This window comes from Pseudomonas sp. LBUM1679, from assembly GCF_059695565.1.
Window position 1 is genome coordinate 2,768,499 of the sequence record NZ_CP166774.1, and the last position, 18,150, is coordinate 2,786,648.

An 18,150-nucleotide genomic window follows, 5' to 3' on the forward strand; every position below is an offset into this window, starting at 1 on the left:
ACCGGGGTATTGGTGTTCCCAGTAGGCGCCGCCCCGCGGAGCTAGGCTGCGATCTTTTGATCTTATGGCATTTCCGGCAGTTCCTGCGGGCGCAGGTCAAACACCAGCACTTCGGCATCCACACCCTTGCTCAAGTTCAGCACCTGCTCATCGCGAACCCTGACGCCATCACCTTCCTGTAACGGCACCCCATTAAGTTCGACACTGCCGCGAGCAACATGCACATAAGCAAAGCGATTCGCTCCCAGTTCCAGGCTGGCGCTTTCCTTGCCATCGATCAGGCCGGCATACACCCGCGCATCCTGGCGCACCTTCAGCGAACCATTCGTCCCATCAGGGGAAATGATCAGTTGCAGACGCCCGCGTTTTTTCTGCGTGCTGAAGTGTTCCTGCTGATAACGCGGTTTGGCGCCGCTGACTTCCGGCACGATCCAGATTTGCAGGAAATGCACCGGCCGCGTAGCCGAATGGTTGAACTCGCTGTGAGCGACACCGCTGCCGGCGCTCATCAGTTGCACATCGCCGGGGCGGATCACCGAACCGGTGCCCAGGGTGTCCTTGTGTTCCAGGGCGCCTTCGAGCACATAGGAGAAAATCTCCATGTCGCGGTGCGGGTGCTGGCCAAAGCCTTTACCGGCCGCCACGCGGTCATCGTTGATCACCAGCAGGTCGGAAAATCCCTGCTCTTTGGGGTTGCGGTAGTTGGCGAAGGAAAAGGTATGGAACGACTTCAACCAACCGTGATTGGCGGCGCCGCGATCAGAAGCTTTGCGTAGGGTCAGCATGATGAAGTTCTCCTGTGGGGACGTTGATTCGTCCAAGTGAGGAGAAGATTAATGGTTACTGGTGGATGCAATAAGTAGGTAAAAATTGAAATACTGTCGTGTACAGGTTGACAGTTATAGGCGGCTTTTCAAGTATGCTTGTTCGATGTCTCGCGTGGTCATAACCCTAGGCGGGACGCTTTCCTGTGGGAGCGGGCTTGCCCGCGAAGGCGTCGGCACATTCAACATGACCGGTGACTGACACACCGCTTTCGCGGGCAAGCCCGCTCCCACAGGGGGCGGTGTTTATTCAGTATTATTTTTTTACCTCAGTGATTTTGAACCCATGAAAACCGTGGCAATGGTGCTGTTCCCCGACTTTCTCCTGCTCGACATGGCCGGGCCCATGGAAGTGTTTTCCATCGCCAACCGTTATCTGCCGAAGGCCGAGCGTTATGAGCTGTCGACCATCGGTACCGAACCCGGTGCGCTGCGGGCCTCCAACGGCGTCAGCGTCCAGGCCGACCGGCACATCGATCAGGCAAGTAAAGCCTATGACTTATTGCTGGTGCCGGGCGGTCCCGGTGCCTATAACGAAAAACATCCGCCGTTGCTCGGCTGGCTGCAAGGCGCTGTCAGCCGCGCAGGCCGTTATGGTTCGATCTGCACCGGCGCCTTCGTGCTGGGCCATGCCGGTCTGCTCGACGGCTACCGCGTCACCACCCACTGGCACTACACCGAACGGCTGATCAAGGGTTTTCCCAAGGCGACGGTGGAGACCGACCAGATCTACGTGTTGGACCGCAACCTCATCACGTCCGGCGGTGTCACTGCCGGCATCGACCTGGCACTGGCGGTGGTTGCCGAAGACCATGGCAAGAAAGTCGCCCAGGACGTGGCCAAGGTGTTGCTGGTGGTGATGAAACGCCAGGGCGGGCAGGCGCAATTCAGCCCGTTGACGGCCGCCGTCGCCCCCCAGGAAACGCCGGTGACCCGCGTGCAGAACTATATGCTCGAGCATCTCGATGAAACCTTCAGCATCGAGCGTATGGCCGGCTTGGCCACCATGAGCCCACGCCATTTCGCCAGGGTCTTTGCCAGGGAAGTGAACATGACGCCCATGGAGTTTTTGCAAAGTGCGCGCATCGATTGTGCCAGGAACCTGCTGGAAACCAGCGACCTGCCACTCAAGACCGTAGCCTTTAAAAGTGGCTTTGGCAGCGTGCGGCACATGCGTTTCCTGTTCAGTGAAAAGCTCGGCCTGACCCCGAGCCAGTACCGCGAACAGTTCAGCTAGAGCGTTCTTGTCCGTTGTGCGCACCCTGATGGCCGTGACGCTCCCATCTTGGCCGTTTTACCGTCACCGAGGCCTGCCAAGATACCGTTGAACTCTTTGCTTTGGAGGTGCGGAAACCTGGATGGGCGTGCGATGGCGTTGCGCACCGTGAGCCGGACCAGGTTTTCAGCACAAGAACGTGCATGAACAGCCTCAGAGATTTGAACAGCGAAGCGCTGCTGCGATTCGGTCCCTATACGTTTCACCTGCGCCAGCGGCTGATCCTGCAGGGTGATCGGCCGCTGCGCATGGGTGGACGAGCCCTGGATATTTTGCAGGTGCTGGTGGAGCATGCCGGCACAGTGGTCAGCAAGGACGAGCTGATCGCGCGGGTCTGGCCGACGTCGGTGGTCGAGGACATCAACCTGCGGGTGCACATTGCCGCGTTGCGCCGGGCGTTGGCCGACGGCCAGGACGGGCAGCGCTATATCGTCAATATTCCGCAGCGCGGCTATAGCTTCATCGCGCCGGTACAGCATGAACCGGAAGGTGCACCGGTCTCGCTCCAGACGCTGCAGAAAACCCGGCACAACCTGCCTGCGCGGCTCTCGCCGGTGACCGGTCGGGACTCGATTGTCGGCAGCCTGGTGCGGCAGTTGCCGGTTCGTCGGCTGATGACCCTGGTCGGTCCCGCCGGCATCGGCAAGACCACCGTGGCATTGCGCGTGGCCGAGTTGCTGCTGCAGCACTATCAGGATGGCGTCTGGCTGATCGATCTGGCGGTGATCGATGACCCGGCGCAACTGGTCGATCATCTAACCCGTGCCCTTGAACTGGAGATCGGCACCACCCTGGCGGCATTGGCGCAACGGCATACATTGCTGCTGCTCGATAACTGCGAACACCTGCTCGAACCCTGCCGGACATTGGTCGAGGATCTGCTGATGGCAGCGCCCCGGTTGTCGATCCTGGTCACCAGTCGCGAACCGCTGCAAGCGCTGGGGGAGACGGTCCAGCGTTTACCGCCCCTGGCGGTGCCGCCGGCTTCGGCGTTGCACAGCGTGTCCGAGGTCATGGGCTATTCAGCGGTGCAGTTGTTCGTCAGTCGTGCGCGGGCCCGCCAGCAAGGTTTTGCCCTACGCGAACAGGACCTCAAGTCGGTACGCGAAATCTGTCGGCGGCTCGATGGTTTGCCCCTGGCCATTGAACTGGCGGCAGCGCAAATCGACGCGTTGGCACTGGTCGGGTTGCAAGCCCAGCTCGACAACTGTTTTCAGCTGCTGACCCAAGGCCGGCGCACTGCCGTCCCCCGGCATCAAACCCTGAAAGCGGCGCTGGACTGGAGCTATGAACAGCTGAGTCCGCTGGAGCAAACCGTATTGCAGCGCCTGGCGGTATTCAAAATGGCCTTCACCCTGGAAGCGGCAATCGGCGTGATCAGTTGCGCGCAGCTGCTGCCCGGCCCTCTGGTGGAAGTGATCGATCACCTGGCGCTCAAGTCGTTGCTGTCGCTGGAGCAGGGCCGCGGCGTGACCCGTTACCGTTTCCTCAACACCACCCGCAGCTACGCCCTGGAGAAACTCGACCACAGTGGCGACTTGCGTGCTTTCGAAATGCGTTACGCCCGCTACATCAGCCGGGCGCGCTGGACTTCAGGTGGACAGATGGCGCTGCAAGCGGTCGAGTAAGCGCCGGACTGTCGTCAGGTCCGGTGTGGTAAAGCCTTCGGTGAAGCGCTGGTAGATCGGTGCCAGTAGCCCATGGGCTGGTTGATAACGGCCCTGACGCTGCCACAGCTGTGCCAGCGAGGCGGCGCTGCGCAGTTCCCAGGCCAGGGCGCCCTGGGTTTTTGCCACGTTGAGCGCCCTGATCAATATCACCTCGGCCGCTGCGGTGTTCAGCGCGCAGTCTTTGCTCAGCAGCGCTTGCGCCCTGGCCCGCAGGATCTCCGCCGTGCTCCAGCCTGCGGTGCCGGTATCGGCCCGGTGCAGCAACGCGTCATCGACGCAGCCACTGTCCAGCGTGACCATGATGTCCTTGATCAGCCCGCTGCCCGGTTGTGGCAGCGGCTGCGCTTCAGCTCGGTCGATTACCTGCGCATAATGTCGGGCCCAGGTGTAGAACAGCAGCACCGAATGTTTCTGTGCCTGCTCCAGCAGCAGCCGCAAGAGTTCGCGGGCGGTACGGGTGTCACCGTTGTAATGGGCGATCGGGCAGCCGGCTAGCGCCAGGGTGTAGCAGATGGACGTGCCGTGGTTGATCTGGCACGCGATGTCCAGCGCCTGGCGGGCGGTGCGCCAGGCCTGTTCCGGCTGCCCCTGGAGCCAAAGAATCCGCGCCAGGATGGTCAGGGCGGCAACGCTCTGGTCGTATTGCACGCCGAAACCATGAGTGAAGCGGTTAAGGTGCCCGCTCTGGGCCATGCGCTGCAAAACCTGTTCGGCATTCACCCGTGCCGCTTGTTGGTCCCCGGCGAAGTGCAGGGCCAGCACCCGCAAGCGGTGCGCGCTGAGGGATAAGACCACGTCGCCCTGCAGCTCGAGCCGGTCGAACTGCCGGCTCTGCTCCAAGGCCATTTGATAGTTGGCACAACCGAGGTTGACTGCCATGTGCCCGGACACCGCCCGCAGCTCACCGGTCAGGTCGTTGCACGCTCTGGCCAGGGCCCGGGCGCTGACGAAGGCCTCGACCGTTTCCGCGGTACCGCCCTGGGTGTGATAGCAGGAACTGCCGAGGGCCAGCTTGAGGGTCATTTTCAGTTGAGCGCAGGGCTCGGGTGCTGCATCGAGCAGCGCCAAGGCCTTGCGCACATAGGCGCCGTGTTCCTTGAGCAGCGACAGCTCCTGCCACAGCGGTGTCGACGTCGCGGTCAGGCGGATCGCCAATGCCTGCGGTCCCTGCGCGTTCAACCCCCAGTCCAGGGCTGAACGGATGTCTTCAAGGCTGCGGGCATGGCGCTCGATCCACAGCCCGGTCGGGATCAGCTCCCAGTCGTGCCGGGCCTGATGCATCAGGGCCAGGCAGCGTTCGGCGTGGCGTTCCCGGGTATCGGGCAGATCGGCGGCCTGGTCGAGTTTTTCCAGGGCATAGCTGCGGGTGGTGTCGAGCAGACGGTAGAACACTTCTTCATCGCCCACTTCCACGTTCAGCAGCGACTTGGCCACCAGTTGCGTGATCGAGCCGAACACCACCCGGGGTTCGATGTGCTCGCCGACAATCACCGCCGCCGCTGACTCCAGGGTGAAGCCGCCCCTGAACACTCCCAGTCGGCGCAGGCAGGCCTGTTCGCACGGGCTGAGCAGTTGGAAGCTCCAGTCCAGCGTGGCGCGCAGGGTCTGATGGCGCCCCGGCGTCGAATCACAGCCCTGGATGAACAGGCGAAAACTGCCTTGCAGTTGCGCCAGCAATCCACTCAGTCCGAGGCTGCCGACTTGCGCAGCCGCCAGTTCGATCGCCAATGGAATCCCGTCCAGCCGGCGGCAGATTTCAATCGCCAGCGGCAGTTCGTCATCGGTCAGTTCGAAGCTGTCGTGGCTGGCCATTGCCCGCTCGACGAACAATTGCAGCGCGGAAAAACTCAGGGCCTGGGTGCGGTCGAGCACGGTATTCGACGCAGGGCAGTCCAGCGATTCCAGGCGCTGGACGTATTCACCTTCGGCTCGCAGGCTCTCGCGGCTGGTGGCCAGGATATGCACCTCGGGTGCACCGCGCAGGATGCTTTCGCTGAGCAGCGCGATGGCGTCGATCAGGTGTTCACAGTTGTCGATCACCAGCAACATCTGCCGCTCGCGCAGGAACGCCGCGAGGCCGCTCACGGGTTCGGCATCGTGCAGGGACAGGTCCAGCAGCGTCGCCAGGTGGTTGGAGATCATCGACGGGTCGTTGATCGGCGCCAGGTCCAGCAGGCGAATGCCGTCCCGGTAGCGCCCGATCAGCTGTTCGGCGACGCGCAACGCCACGGTGGTCTTGCCGATGCCGCCGGGGCCGACCAGGGTGATGAAGCGCTGGCGCGCCAGTTGCAGCACCACACTGTCGACCAGTGACTGGCGACCGATCGGGCGGGTTCGGCGCACGGGCAGGTTGTGCCCGCTCGGTGGGAGGGCTTCGCTCGCGGGATGTGGCTCGACCTGTTCCAGGGAATAGGGCGCGACAAAACTATAGCCACGCTGGGCGACGGTGACGATGTAGCGCTGGCCGGCCTGACCGTCGCCGAGGGCTTTGCGCAGTGCAGCCATGTGCACACGCAGGTTGATATCTTCCACGATGCTTTTTGGCCAGACCCGGGCGATCAGCGCTTGTTTGCTGACCACATTCCCGGCGTGTTCCAGCAGGATCAACAGAATGTCCAGGGCTCGCCGGCCCAGGCGCAGTGGCTGGTCGGCCTCCATCACCAGGCGTTGGCCAGGATAAATCCGGTAGGGGCCGAAATGGATGGCTTGTTCGGGGGAAAGGGGCAACGGGTCACTCCGCGGAAATTAACAACGATTAACTCGTACTGCGTCAGGTCTGCGCCCAAAACTCTCTTATAAGGACTGTAGCGTCAAGAGCATGCCGAAGACCGAGTGGCGCGTCTGGCAGAGCGCATGGGCCACTGCATCGCGACGCGGATCAGCTGCGTACCGATAAATTGTGGGCAACGCCAAGCCCTGTAGCCGGCTTGCCGGCGAAGGCGTCTTCAAGGGCGCAGCAGGACTCAAGGCCGCCTTCGCTGGCAAGCCAGCTCCTACAGGTTGGTGCGCGGGAGGGCACGCAGGGTCTGACAGCGCCAGGCAAACGGATTGATGCCTTCGCTGCGGGTGAAGAGGTGACAGAAGTGCGCCTGATCGCAGAAACCGCATTCCAGGCTGATTTGCGTCAGCGTCAGGTCGGTGTTCTGGATCAGCTGCTTGGCCCGTGCAATGCGTTGATGACGAATCCAGTCCTGGGGTGAAAGCCCGGTGCTGCACTTGAACGCGCGGGAAAAGTGGCTGCGCGAGAGCGCGCAGGCCTGTGCCAGTTCGGTGACTTCCAGCGTTTCACCGAGGCGTTCGAGGATCAGCCGCTTGACCAGGCTCTCGCGCCACGGGGTCAGGCCACCGGTGTTTTTCTTCGTTTCAGTGACTGCCGCGCGAGCGGCGTTTTGCTGAAAGTGAGCCATGGCGAATGTCCGTGTCGGTGGCAATCATTCTTGGTGGCGAGGGCTCTGGCAGGCGAGTTAAACGTTGTTAATTCTTCATTTGCTGTGGGCGGTCTTGAGTAAAGTCAGACACAATCACGACCCTCGTGCCTGGCTGAACACACAAGGGAACCGTGCTGATGAACCGTAACGATCTGCGTCGCGTCGACATGAACCTGCTGGTGATTTTCGAGGCCTTGATGTTCGAAAAGAACCTGACCCGGGTGGCGGAAAAGCTGTTCATGGGGCAACCGGCGGTGAGTGCGGCGTTGGGGCGGTTGCGGGATTTGTTCGATGATCCGTTGTTGCTGCGTAACGGTCGCGGGATGGAGCCGACGGCGCGGGCGCTGGCGATTCTCAAGGAGTTGCAGCCGGCGATGGACACTATTTCCGGTGCGGTGAGCCGGGCCAAGGAGTTTGATCCGGCGACTGGTTGCGATGTGTTTCGCATCGGGCTTTCGGACGATGCCGAGTTCGGTCTGTTTCCGCCGTTGTTGACGCAGCTGCGGAAGGAGGCGCCGGGGATCATTGTTGTCGTGCGTCGGGCCAACTACCTGTTGATGCCGGCGTTGCTGGCGTCCGGGGAGATTTCGGTGGGGGTCAGTTACACCACGGATCTGCCGGCCAATGCCAAGCGCAAGAAGCTGCGGGACATTCCTTGCAAAGTGCTGCGTGGTGATAAGCGAGCGGGGACGCTGACGCTGGATGAGTATTGTGAACGGCCGCATGCGATGGTGTCGTTTTCTGGCGATTTGAGCGGCAACATCGATCTTGATCTGGCGAAGATCGGGCGTAGTCGGCGTGTGGTGTTGGGGGTGCCGCAGTTCAGTGGGTTGCGGGCGTTGCTGGCCGGGACCGAGATGATTGCGACGGTGCCGGATTATGCTGCGTGTGCCTTGGTCGAGGGTTGTGCGTTGCGCGCCGAGGAGCCGCCGTTTCCGATAGAGGCGGCGCAGCTGTCGATGGCCTGGAGCGGGGTGCATGATAATGATCCGGCGGAGAAGTGGTTGCGGTCGCGGATCAGTCAGTTTATGTCAGAGCCGCTGAATGCCCCGTTGGCGGCCTCGTAGCCGACCAAGCTCCTGCTGATAGTGTACATACCCATTTCTGCGGCCTGACAACCCACCTGATTTCCCGGATGTACCCCGACCCTTGTAGGCGCTGGCTTGTCGGATCGCCGCACCGCAGCGAAGACGGCCTCAAGCCTTGCACCGCCCATGAAAACGCCTTCGCCAGCAAGCCGGCTCCTACCGGGATCTGCGGTGGGTCGTAGTTCCAGCTCAACCTGAAAAAAGAGCACGTACATCCAATTTTCCTCGCTTCCACCCCGGCACTATCAAACCCGGTCCCGGCGCGTCGACGCCGGTAGTTTTTGATTTGTGCAAGGTAGCCCATGAACGCTTTGCGATGGGATGAACGCGCCCAGGACTTCGGGCTGTTTTTCTTGCGGGTCAGCGCTGGCTTGTTTTTATTGTGGGTGCACGGCCTGCCAAAGCTGCTTGACTACAGTGCGCAACTGCAAGTCATCGAAGACCCGTTTCACCTGGGTGCGAACGTCACGCTGATGCTGGCGATTTTTGCCGAGGTGTTGTGTCCGCTGCTGATCATAGTCGGGGTATTGGTGCGTCTGGCGTGCCTGCCGATTCTGGCTGTGTTGTTGATCGCGCTGCTGTTCGTGCACCCGCAATGGAGCCTTGATGAAGGGCAGTTCGGCTGGCTGCTGTTGATACTGTTCACCAGCCTTTTTATCGCCGGGCCTGGACGGCTGGCGCTCAATGTCCGATTTGCCGGAGCTTTGCGTTATGCCTGAATCCAATCGTTTCGAAGAAGTCGTGACCCTGGTCATCAAACACCGGATCAAGGCGGGTTTTGAAGCGCCCTACGAAGCCTGGTTGCGCAACATCGTCAGTATCGCCGGGCAGCAAGACGGGCACTTGGGCGTCGATGTGATTCGCGGCAAAAGCGCCGGGCTCGATTTGTACACCTGCGTGTTGCGCTTTTGCTCCACCGAGGCGATGCAGCGCTGGCTCGACTCGCCGCAGCGGCTTGAGTTGGTCAACGAAGCCACGCCGATGCTCGCCGACGGCGACCAGACCGAGGTCAATCCGGTCAACGAATTCTGGTTTGCGCCGCAGGCTGAAACCAACACGCCCCCGCCGCGCTGGAAGCAGGCCGTGGTGACGCTGTTGGTTATTTTGCCGCACACCTTGCTGGTGCCGCTGATCTGGGGTCCGCTGCTGCAGCTTAACGCCTTCCTGTCCAATTACGTGGTTGCCACGTTCCTGATCACGCTGACCATCGTCGTCTCGGTGGTGTACCTGTTCATGCCGATGGCGACGCGCTTGTTCGCGCCCTGGCTTTCCTCCTCCACTCAGCCTAAGGAAACGCGATGAGCGCCGATCTGATTTTATTCAATGGCCAATTTCATACCGTTGACCGGGAAAACCCGCGTGCCAGCGCCGTAGCGATCAGCGAGGGTCGCTTCGTCGTGGTCGGCACCGATGCCGAAGCCATGGCCCTGCGCGGTTCTGGCACTCAGGTTGTTGACCTCAAGGGCCGCTGCGTCATCCCCGGTCTCAACGACTCGCACCTGCACCTGATCCGGGGCGGTTTGAACTACAACCTCGAACTGCGCTGGGAAGGCGTGCCTTCCCTGGCCGATGCCCTGCGCATGCTCAAGGACCAGGCCGACCGCACGCCGACGCCGCAGTGGGTGCGGGTGGTGGGTGGCTGGAACGAGTTCCAGTTCGCCGAAAAACGCATGCCGACCCTGGAAGAACTTAACCAGGCGGCGCCCGACACGCCGGTGTTCGTGCTGCATTTGTACGACCGCGCCTTGCTCAACCGTGCGGCATTGCGCGTTGCCGGCTACACCCGCAACACGCCGAACCCGCCTGGGGGCGAGATTGTGCGCGATGCCAACGGTGATCCGACCGGCATGCTGGTGGCGCGGCCCAACGCGATGATTCTGTACTCGACGCTGGCCAAGGGGCCGAAGTTGCCGCTGGAGTATCAGGTCAACTCGACCCGCCAGTTCATGCGCGAGCTCAACCGTCTCGGCCTGACCAGCGCCATCGATGCCGGCGGTGGTTTCCAGAACTATCCCGACGATTACCAGGTGATCGAACAACTGGCCAAAGACCAGCTACTGACCATCCGCATCGCCTACAACCTGTTCACTCAGAAGCCCAAGGAAGAGCTCACCGACTTCAAGAATTGGACCAGCAGCGTGACGCTGCACCAGGGTGACGATTATCTGCGGCACAACGGCGCCGGGGAAATGCTGGTGTTCTCGGCGGCGGACTTCGAAGACTTCCTCGAGCCGCGCCCGGACTTGCCACAAACCATGGAAGACGAGCTGGAGCCGGTGGTTCGCCATTTGGTCGAGCAGCGCTGGCCATTCCGTTTGCATGCAACGTATGACGAGTCCATCAGCCGCATGCTCGACGTGTTCGAGAAGGTCAACCGCGATATTCCGTTCAATGGCTTGCCCTGGTTTTTCGACCACGCCGAAACCATCACCCCGCAGAACATCGAGCGGGTGAGGGCGCTGGGTGGCGGGATTGCGATCCAGGACCGCATGGCGTTCCAAGGCGAATATTTCGTCGAGCGCTACGGCAGCAAGGCCGCCGAAGCCACGCCGCCGATCCAGCGCATGCTGGCCGAAGGAGTACCGGTTGGCGCCGGCACTGATGCCACGCGGGTGTCCAGCTACAATCCCTGGACCTCGTTGTACTGGATGGTCAGCGGCCGCACCGTCGGTGGCCTGCAATTGCACAGCGAAGGGCTTTCCCGGCAGACCGCGCTGGAGTTGTTCACCCACGGCAGCGCCTGGTTTTCTTCCGAACAGGGCAAGAAAGGCATGATCAAGGTCGGCCAACTGGCTGACCTGGCGGCGCTGAGCGCGGACTTTTTCAGTGTCGACGAAGAGGCGATCAAGTGGATCGAGTCGGTGTTGACCGTGGTCGGCGGCAAGGTGGTGTACGCCGCCGGTGATTTCGAAAAACTGGGCCCCGCCAGCGTGCCGGTGCTGCCGGACTGGTCGCCGGTGGTCAAGGTGCCGGGTCACTGGCGCCCGACTTCGCCGATGCAGGCCCAGGTTCACCATTGCAGCGGGCCGTGCGCGGTGCATTCCCACAGTCATGAACGGGCGCGGTTGTCCAACGCGCCGGTCAGCGATTTTGCCGGTTTCTGGGGCGCCTTTGGCTGCTCGTGTTTTGCCTTCTGACGATCACAACAAAGCGTCGGTCCACTGGGCCGGCACTCCTAGCGATAACTATCCACCGAGGAGTTACCCATGAGCAACGTTCCCTACAAACGCCTGAACAAAGATGATGCCGTTGTGCTGCTGGTCGACCACCAGACCGGCCTGATTTCGCTGGTCCAGGATTTCTCGCCGAATGAATTCAAGAATAACGTGCTGGCCCTGGGCGACGTGGCCAAGTTCTTCAAGCTGCCGACCATCCTGACCACCAGCTTCGAAAACGGCCCGAACGGCCCGATCGTGCCTGAGTTGAAAGAGCAGTTCCCGGATGCGCCGTATATTCCGCGTCCAGGCCAGATCAATGCCTGGGACAACGAAGATTTCGTCAAGGCCGTGAAAGCCACCGGCCGCAAGCAGCTGATCATCGCCGGTGTGGTGACTGATGTTTGCGTGACCTTCCCGACCCTGTCGGCGCTGGCCGAAGGTTTTGAAGTGTTCGTGGTCACCGACGCTTCCGGCACCTTCAACGAAACCGTGCAGCAGGCGGCCTGGGCGCGCATGTCGGCCGCCGGTGCTCAACTGGTGAACTGGTTTTCGGTGGCGTGTGAACTGCAGGGCGACTGGCGCAACGACATGGAAGGCCTGGCGAATCTGCTGTCGCCGCGTATCCCCAACTATCGCAATTTGATGAACAGCTATTCGGTGCTCACCTCGAAGTAAGTAGTCAACGCACATCCTTGTAGGAGCTGGCTTGCCAGCGAAGGCGGTGTGTCAGTTAATATATGTGTCGACTGACCCACCGCTTTCGCTGGCAAGCCAGCTCCTACAGGGGAATGCGTGCACCCGTCATTCAACGCTTGTGCAACCACCCCAGAAACCCACCTTTCTTGATCGGCACCGGCTTGGCCAACAACGCCAACCGACTGTTCTGTTGCCGAACCGCCTGTAACTTGTTCAATGCCCGGTCGACTTCAGCGCGCTGTTCCATGCAGTTGCGAGTCAGCGTTTTATCGATCCGGTAAATGATGCACGAGGTCAACGTCGTGAACGTCGCCTGCGACGGTGTATCGGCCAGGATGCTCTGTTCGCCCATGACCTCGCTCGGCCCCATGCGGCCGGCTTCAGCGTGCCCGCTGCCATCGGGCACGGTCGCGCTGACCACGCCGGTGGCGATGACCATCAGGCTGTCCGGCACTTCGCCCAGTTCCAGCACCACCTGACCGGCCGCGTATTGCTGCGCAACCATCGATCGAGCCATTTGATCGCGTTCATCTTCGCTCAGGGAACGGAGGACTTTCACTTCATCGAGCAATGCCCGTGCGCGGGTCGAAGGCTCGATCACGCCATCGAGCTGCCGGGAAATGCCCGCCGCTTCCAGATGCCTATGGGCCAGATCAAACAGTTGATTGCGCACTTCGCTTTTCCTGCCCAACTCGGCGATAAACCCGCTGGCCACGTATTCGGACATGCTTTCGCCGGCCTCTTTCAATACCGCTTTGGGTGCCGGGTTGAGCAGCAAACTGCTGCTGCCCTGCAGCGTGCGATCCAGCGCATCCAGCACCCGACGTGGACGAATGTGGTTGGGCACCTGAATGCTGATCGACACGCCGTGCATATTGCTTGGCCGACTCAAGTTGACGATCTTCGCCTTGGCCGCCACTGAGTTCGGCACCACCGCCGTGCTGCCGGCACTGGTCAGCAGGTGGGTGGCGCGCCAGTCGATGTCCAGCACCTTGCCTTCCACGCCGTCGATCATGATCCAGTCATCGACCTGATAGGGCTTGGTGGTGTTGAGCACGATGCCGGAAAACACATCGCTCAACGTGCTCTGCAGCGCCAGGCCGACCACGATCGCCACTACCCCGGAAGTCGCCAGCAAACCTTTCACCGGCAGCTCAAGTACGTAACCGGCGGCCGCGACGATGGCGATCAGAAACACCAGTGCGCCGATCACGTCCTGAAGCAGTCGGCCGCTGTGACCGATACGGCGCATCAGCACCATGCCGATGACTTCGGTCAACACCCGCGCGGCGTACAGCCACCAGAGAATCCCCAACGCCGTGGCGCCCAGCTGCGCCACGGGATCGTCGGCAACCAGCGGCGCCTGCAACGGGCTGACGCCGGCGTTGATGATCAGCGCACTGAAGATCAGGAACAACGCCAGACGCACACCGACGCGCACGACGCGATGCTTGAACGGGGCGAGGTGCCAGAGCAGGGCGTCGATCACCAGCAGCAGGGCGCTCCAGGACAACAGGTGAGCAAGGAGGAAGGGCATGGCAAACTCCGACGGTAATGTGGTGGCTTATCAGGTGGAAGCGCTTTCGTGGCGAGGGAGCTTGCTCCCGCTTGAGTGCGCAGCACTCAAAAATCTGCATCGGCCAGCACACAGATTAATAGGGTGATGAAAAGGGAAAAAGCGGCTATAAAGTGTTTTACTGTCAACCAGAGCGTGACAATGAACCCGTTCGAAGATATGCGCATTTTTTGCCAGGTCATGGACTCCGGCAGCTTCACTGCTGCCGCCGATCAATTGGGCCTGTCCAAGCAATTCGTCAGCCGGCGGCTGATGCAGCTCGAAGAACGCCTGGGCGTGCGCTTGCTCAACCGGTCTACCCGGCGCCTGGACGTCACTCCCCTGGGACAGAGTTACTACGAGTCGGCCTTGCGCCTGCTCGGTGAAGTGGAGCAAGTCGAGCAGGGCATCGCCGGCCAGACCACCGAGCCGCGGGGCACTATTCGCGTGAGTGCGCCATTGTCCTTCGCATTGGCGCACCTGGGCTGTCTGCTGCCGCTGTTCTTGCAGCGCTACCAGGACGTCACGGTGGAAGTGGACTTGAGCGACAGGCCAGTGGACTTGCTCGGTGAGGGCTACGACCTGGCCCTGCGCATCGGCATTCTGGAAGACTCGACGCTGATCGCCCGTCGCATCGCTTCCATCCAGCGCGTGTACTGCGCAAGCCCTGCTTACCTGGTCGAACGCGGCACGCCACGCAAGCCCGAAGACCTGCACAACCATGACTGCCTGCCCTATGGCCATGGTCGCCAGGTGCAGTGGCGTTTCGCAGGGCAGGGCAAGCCGCTGGCGGTCAACGTCACCGGGCGGATGCGGGTCAACAACGGGGAGTTGCTCAGGGATGCGGCGATCGCCGGGATGGGGATTACCTACTTGCCTACGTTTATTGTCGGTTCGGCGTTGAAGGATGGCAGGCTGGTGCCGGTGCTGGATGACTTTCGCCCGGAGCCGCTGACGTTGTCGGCGGTGTATCCGCAGCATCGCCAGGGGGCGAGGCCGGTGCAGGCGTTGATCGAGTTCTTGCGCGAGCGGCTGGATCGGGCGGACGATATTTTATAGAACAAAGCACTTTCCAATGTGGGAGCGAGACCGGCTTGCCGGCGAAGGCGGAGTGTCATCCGGCATTGATGTTGTCTGACACTGCGCTTTCGCCGGCAAGCCGGTCTCGCTCCCACAGGGTGCTGTGGGGCCTATGTGATTAGTGGGTGTCAGGACCTTTTGTCATCGCCTGGCTCGCCACCGACATGCACACCGTGATCGTCGCCAACTTCGCCGGAACGATGAACGCCGTGGTCATCGCCAACTTCTCCTGAACGATGAACCCCATGATCATCCCCCCGTTCGGTATGCGTGCCACTGCGACCGGAAGATGAGGCGGAGTTGCCCGAATGCCCCGAGCCATGGTCGCTGCCGCTGTGGTCGCCGCCACTGTGACCGCTGCCGCTATTGCCGCCGCTGCCGCTTCCCCCGTGGCCACCGCCATTGCCGCTTCCACTGCTGCCACCACCACCTCCTCCATGGCCGCCACCGCCACCGCCGCCGCCGCCACCACCGCCACCACCACCGCCACCACCGCCACCACCCCCACCCCCACCCCCACCCCCACCCCCACCATCCTTGGCCTGAGCACTCGATACACCGGACAACCCATCCGGCATCAATACGGTGGACGCAGACAGAACTGCGCCAATAGCCACCGCAAGCAACAGCTTTTTCATGTGCATATCGATCTCCGTCTTGTTGTCGGGTGTATCAGTGAATGCTCGAGGCCAATTCGAAAATCGGGATGTACATCAGGATCACGATGACCCCGATCAGCAGGCCGATGAAGGTCATGAGCAGGGGTTCGAACAGCCGCACGAACCATTCGATCCAGCGGCTGATTTCTTCGTCGTAGAAATCGGCGCTGCGTTCCATCATTTGCCCGAGGTTGCCGGACTGTTCGCCGGCGCGCAGCAGGCGCAGGGATACGGGTGTGACCAGGTGATTGAGTTCCAGCGCGGCTGACAGCGATTGCCCTTCGCGCACCCGTTCACAGGCCTGGTCCAGGCGGGCGCGCGAGGCGACGGTGAGCAGGCCGCGGACCATGCCCATGGCGGTGACTAGGGGGATGCCGCCTTGCAGCAGGATGCCCAGGGAGCGGTAAAAGCGCGCCAGTTCGTACATGAAGATGCGTTGATGGACCGCCGGGAGTTTTTCGATGACCCGGTCCACGCCTCGGCGAAAGGCCGGTTGGCGCCGGAGGAAGGCGAGGGCGACGATGATCGCCGCCAAGGCGCCGAAGAATTCACCCTGGTGCGCGTGCAGGAACATTCCGCCGCTCATCAGGATCTGCGACAGCCACGGCAGGTTCGAGCCCAGGCCTTCGAACACCAGGCTGAAACGCGGCACCACGTAGCCCATCAGGAACAGCACCACGCCGCCGCCTACCACCAGCAACAGCAGGGGGTAGATCGACGCGCTGACGATCTTCTGTCGAACCTCGTCCATGCGCTGGCGATAGCTGACATAGCGGCCAAGGGCATCGCCCACGGCGCCGGTCTTTTCACTCGATTGCACCAGCGCGACATAGAGCGGCGGGAACACCGCCGACAATTGCCCGAGGGCCTGGGAGAACGACTTGCCTTCATAAAGCAGGCGCACCAGTTCGCTCAAGGTCTTGCGGGCCTGGGGCGCATGCTCTTTTTCCGCCAGGCTTTCCAGCGCATCGATCAACGGCAGGCCGGCGTTGAGCAAGGTGGTCAGTTCCTGGCTGAACAGCACCAGGTTGAACGTCTCGCGCTTGTGCAGGCGCAACGCCCGCCAATGCCGTTCGACGTGCAGGCTTACCACCCGCAAGCCCTGGTCTTCGACGATGCGTCGGGCTTCGCTGTGGCCGGCGGCCTCGACTGTCATCGAGACCACGCCAGCCTTGCCCACGGCCTTGAGGTGAAAGCGCATGTTCGTCCCTCGTCATTGCCAGCTGGTGATTTCGGCGTTTTCGCCTTCGCCGCCGGGTTGGCCGTCCTTGCCCATGGACAGCAGGTCGTACTCGCCATTCTCGCCGGGGTGGCGGTAGGTGTAGTTACGGCCCCACGGATCCTGCGGCAGTTTTTTCTGCAAATAAGGGCCGGTCCAGCGGGTCTCATCGCTCGGCGCGGTGACCAGCGCCTGCAAGCCCTGTTCGGTCGACGGGTAATGGCCGACCTCCAGCCGGTACAGATCCAGGGCCTTGCCCAGGCCCTCGATTTGCGCCTTGGCCACCTTCACTTCGGAACGCCCCAGCTGGGCGAAATACTTCGGCGCGACGATGCCGGCCAACAGCCCGAGCACCACCAGCACCACCAACAGTTCGAGCAGAGTGAACCCGCTTTGCGTACGGGGGGGACAACACAGACGCTGATTCATGATGACCTCACACAGTGGGCAGAAGAGTCGCCATGCAGGCTTATGCAATTGCCATGCTCACGCCCGTGCAGCCTGCTGCAACCCCCAGAATCACGGGCCTTCGCGCACTCGGCACAGTGCTTGCGTATGGCAGGTGTATGACCGGTCATTGGGGCATTACCCCCATTTGTCGGGGCCGGTCAGGGGGAGGTAGAACAATGAAAACACTCACCATGGGACTGCTCGGGCTGCTGATGCAGACCGGCGTCGTACAGGCCGATGTGTTCGTGTCGGTGGACGCCAAGGGCAGCTACGTTTTGTCCAATGTCTACCGTCCCGGTCGCACCTACGAGCGGGTGATTCATGAGCCTGAATCCGCCCAGGTCAGCACTGGCGGGCAACCGCAGATGATTGCCCGGCAACCCTATGCCGAGCTGGTCACGGCGGCGGCCACGGCCAATCAGCTGCCGGCGGCGTTGTTGCATGCCGTGATCCAGACCGAGTCCAGCTACAACGCCGGCGCGACCTCACCCAAGGGCGCCGGCGGGCTGATGCAACTGATGCCCGACACCGCCCGGGAAATGGGCGTGATTGACGTCTACGACCCCAAGGCCAACATCCAGGGCGGCGCCCGTTATCTCAAGCGCCTGATGACCCTCTTCGGCAATGACATCAGCCTCGCTGTAGCGGCCTACAACGCCGGGCCGCAAGCGGTGCTCAGCCATGGCGGGGTGATCCCGCCGTTCGCCGAAACCCAGCGTTATGTGCCGAGCGTATTACGCCAGTACCGACGCTTGCAGGGCCTGGCCGTGGATGCGCCGTTGTGATTGGGGGTTGCCCCATTAGTGGGGCAACGCTCTCAGGATCAAAAGATCAAAGATCAAAAGATCGCAGCCTTCGGCAGCTCCTACAGGGAGTACACCGATCGAAATGTAGGAGCTGCCGAAGGCTGCGATCTTTTGATCCTGGGAACCATCCCCGGGAAAGTGGGGAATGGGTGGGGAATATCCCCCGGCTTATCAAATGCTATCTTTAAGCTATTGATAAACAACAATAATATTTATGGCATGCGGATTGCTCCAAGGGACT

16 protein-coding genes are annotated in these 18,150 nt (G+C 61.7%); 9 read left to right on the plus strand and 7 right to left on the minus strand.

Translation table 11 applies throughout. The features are described 5' to 3' along the window. Nucleotides 1–62: 62 nt before the first annotated feature. Nucleotides 63–785, minus strand: coding sequence for a pirin family protein (locus ACA062_RS12735; protein ID WP_497456680.1), 723 nt, complete (start codon nt 783–785; stop codon nt 63–65). 325 nt (nt 786–1,110) lie between these two features. On the opposite strand from ACA062_RS12735, the gene ACA062_RS12740 reads away from it, so the two are divergent. Together ACA062_RS12740 and ACA062_RS12745 are read left to right on the plus strand one after the other, a co-directional pair. Continuing rightward, complete coding sequence (locus ACA062_RS12740) at nt 1,111–2,061, plus strand: GlxA family transcriptional regulator (RefSeq protein WP_497456681.1); 951 nt, start codon at nt 1,111–1,113, stop codon at nt 2,059–2,061. 182 nt (nt 2,062–2,243) lie between these two features. Further along, nucleotides 2,244–3,728 (plus strand): ATP-binding protein, encoded by a 1,485-nt coding sequence (locus ACA062_RS12745; protein ID WP_497456682.1) that lies wholly within the window; start codon nt 2,244–2,246, stop codon nt 3,726–3,728. Here ACA062_RS12745 and ACA062_RS12750 read toward each other — a convergent pair. Together ACA062_RS12750 and ACA062_RS12755 are read right to left on the minus strand one after the other, a co-directional pair. After that, nucleotides 3,693–6,497, minus strand: a complete 2,805-nt coding sequence (locus ACA062_RS12750; RefSeq protein ID WP_497456683.1) for an ATP-binding protein — start codon at nt 6,495–6,497, stop codon at nt 3,693–3,695. The genes ACA062_RS12745 and ACA062_RS12750 overlap by 36 nt on opposite strands. A 266-nt stretch (nt 6,498–6,763) precedes the next feature. Further along, nucleotides 6,764–7,177 (minus strand): helix-turn-helix domain-containing protein, encoded by a 414-nt coding sequence (locus ACA062_RS12755; protein WP_497456684.1) that lies wholly within the window; start codon nt 7,175–7,177, stop codon nt 6,764–6,766. 158 nt (nt 7,178–7,335) lie between these two features. On the opposite strand from ACA062_RS12755, the gene ACA062_RS12760 reads away from it, so the two are divergent. The 5 genes from ACA062_RS12760 (at nt 7,336) to ycaC (ending at nt 12,119) form a co-directional block, all read left to right on the plus strand. Then, entirely contained in the window at nt 7,336–8,265 is a 930-nt protein-coding gene (locus tag ACA062_RS12760; protein ID WP_497456685.1) for a LysR family transcriptional regulator, read from the plus strand. A 323-nt stretch (nt 8,266–8,588) separates the two neighbouring features. Beyond that, nucleotides 8,589–9,005, plus strand: coding sequence for a DoxX family protein (locus tag ACA062_RS12765; RefSeq protein WP_497456686.1), 417 nt, complete (start codon nt 8,589–8,591; stop codon nt 9,003–9,005). Beyond that, on the plus strand, nt 8,998–9,588 hold the full coding sequence (locus tag ACA062_RS12770; RefSeq protein WP_497456687.1) for an antibiotic biosynthesis monooxygenase: 591 nt from the start codon (nt 8,998–9,000) through the stop codon (nt 9,586–9,588). The genes ACA062_RS12765 and ACA062_RS12770 overlap by 8 nt, the downstream gene beginning before the upstream one ends. Further along, entirely contained in the window at nt 9,585–11,423 is a 1,839-nt protein-coding gene (locus tag ACA062_RS12775; RefSeq protein ID WP_497456688.1) for an amidohydrolase, read from the plus strand. Before ACA062_RS12770 ends, ACA062_RS12775 begins: the two co-directional genes overlap by 4 nt. 69 nt (nt 11,424–11,492) lie before the next feature. Next, nucleotides 11,493–12,119 carry an isochorismate family cysteine hydrolase YcaC gene (gene ycaC, locus ACA062_RS12780; protein ID WP_497456689.1) on the plus strand — a complete coding sequence of 209 codons (627 nt, stop codon included), beginning with the start codon at nt 11,493–11,495 and terminating at the stop codon, nt 12,117–12,119. Between the two features lie 130 nt (nt 12,120–12,249). Here ycaC and ACA062_RS12785 read toward each other — a convergent pair whose 3' ends face one another. Next, nucleotides 12,250–13,677, minus strand: coding sequence for a mechanosensitive ion channel domain-containing protein (locus ACA062_RS12785; protein WP_497456690.1), 1,428 nt, complete (start codon nt 13,675–13,677; stop codon nt 12,250–12,252). A 180-nt stretch (nt 13,678–13,857) separates the two neighbouring features. Here ACA062_RS12785 and ACA062_RS12790 point away from each other — a divergent pair, with 180 nt between their 5' ends. Further along, nucleotides 13,858–14,754: a LysR family transcriptional regulator gene (locus ACA062_RS12790; protein ID WP_497456691.1), complete on the plus strand. Its 897-nt coding sequence runs from the start codon at nt 13,858–13,860 to the stop codon at nt 14,752–14,754. A 149-nt stretch (nt 14,755–14,903) separates the two neighbouring features. On the opposite strand, the gene ACA062_RS12795 is transcribed toward ACA062_RS12790, so the two are convergent. From ACA062_RS12795 to gspG, 3 genes are read right to left on the minus strand one after another with little or no spacing between them, the layout of a single operon-like run. Beyond that, on the minus strand, nt 14,904–15,419 hold the full coding sequence (locus ACA062_RS12795) for a hypothetical protein (protein ID WP_497456692.1): 516 nt from the start codon (nt 15,417–15,419) through the stop codon (nt 14,904–14,906). Between the two features lie 28 nt (nt 15,420–15,447). Further along, the gene (locus ACA062_RS12800) at nt 15,448–16,635 is read right to left on the minus strand and encodes a type II secretion system F family protein (protein ID WP_497456693.1); all 1,188 of its coding nucleotides are present in this window, start codon (nt 16,633–16,635) and stop codon (nt 15,448–15,450) included. 12 nt (nt 16,636–16,647) lie between these two features. Further along, nucleotides 16,648–17,082, minus strand: coding sequence for a type II secretion system major pseudopilin GspG (gene gspG / locus ACA062_RS12805; protein ID WP_497456694.1), 435 nt, complete (start codon nt 17,080–17,082; stop codon nt 16,648–16,650). A gap of 197 nt (nt 17,083–17,279) precedes the next feature. Between gspG and ACA062_RS12810 the strand changes: the two genes are divergently transcribed. Further along, nucleotides 17,280–17,888 carry a lytic transglycosylase domain-containing protein gene (locus ACA062_RS12810; RefSeq protein ID WP_497456695.1) on the plus strand — a complete coding sequence of 203 codons (609 nt, stop codon included), beginning with the start codon at nt 17,280–17,282 and terminating at the stop codon, nt 17,886–17,888. The last annotated feature ends 262 nt before the right edge of the window (nt 17,889–18,150 follow it).

Excerpts from the sequence above, each read along its gene's own strand:
- ACA062_RS12785 (WP_497456690.1), bottom strand. The coding sequence starts at position 13,677 with ATGCCCTTCCTCCTTGCTCACCTGTTGTCCTGGAGCGCCCTGCTGCTG.
- ACA062_RS12790 (WP_497456691.1), top strand. The coding sequence starts at position 13,858 with ATGAACCCGTTCGAAGATATGCGCATTTTTTGCCAGGTCATGGACTCC.
- ACA062_RS12745 (WP_497456682.1), top strand. The coding sequence starts at position 2,244 with ATGAACAGCCTCAGAGATTTGAACAGCGAAGCGCTGCTGCGATTCGGT.
- ACA062_RS12800 (WP_497456693.1), bottom strand. The coding sequence starts at position 16,635 with ATGCGCTTTCACCTCAAGGCCGTGGGCAAGGCTGGCGTGGTCTCGATG.
- ACA062_RS12770 (WP_497456687.1), top strand. The coding sequence starts at position 8,998 with ATGCCTGAATCCAATCGTTTCGAAGAAGTCGTGACCCTGGTCATCAAA.
- ACA062_RS12735 (WP_497456680.1), bottom strand. The coding sequence starts at position 785 with ATGCTGACCCTACGCAAAGCTTCTGATCGCGGCGCCGCCAATCACGGT.
- ACA062_RS12795 (WP_497456692.1), bottom strand. The coding sequence starts at position 15,419 with ATGCACATGAAAAAGCTGTTGCTTGCGGTGGCTATTGGCGCAGTTCTG.
- ACA062_RS12755 (WP_497456684.1), bottom strand. The coding sequence starts at position 7,177 with ATGGCTCACTTTCAGCAAAACGCCGCTCGCGCGGCAGTCACTGAAACG.
- ACA062_RS12810 (WP_497456695.1), top strand. The coding sequence starts at position 17,280 with ATGAAAACACTCACCATGGGACTGCTCGGGCTGCTGATGCAGACCGGC.
- ACA062_RS12775 (WP_497456688.1), top strand. The coding sequence starts at position 9,585 with ATGAGCGCCGATCTGATTTTATTCAATGGCCAATTTCATACCGTTGAC.
- ACA062_RS12740 (WP_497456681.1), top strand. The coding sequence starts at position 1,111 with ATGAAAACCGTGGCAATGGTGCTGTTCCCCGACTTTCTCCTGCTCGAC.
- ACA062_RS12765 (WP_497456686.1), top strand. The coding sequence starts at position 8,589 with ATGAACGCTTTGCGATGGGATGAACGCGCCCAGGACTTCGGGCTGTTT.
- ACA062_RS12760 (WP_497456685.1), top strand. The coding sequence starts at position 7,336 with ATGAACCGTAACGATCTGCGTCGCGTCGACATGAACCTGCTGGTGATT.
- gspG (WP_497456694.1), bottom strand. The coding sequence starts at position 17,082 with ATGAATCAGCGTCTGTGTTGTCCCCCCCGTACGCAAAGCGGGTTCACT.
- ycaC (WP_497456689.1), top strand. The coding sequence starts at position 11,493 with ATGAGCAACGTTCCCTACAAACGCCTGAACAAAGATGATGCCGTTGTG.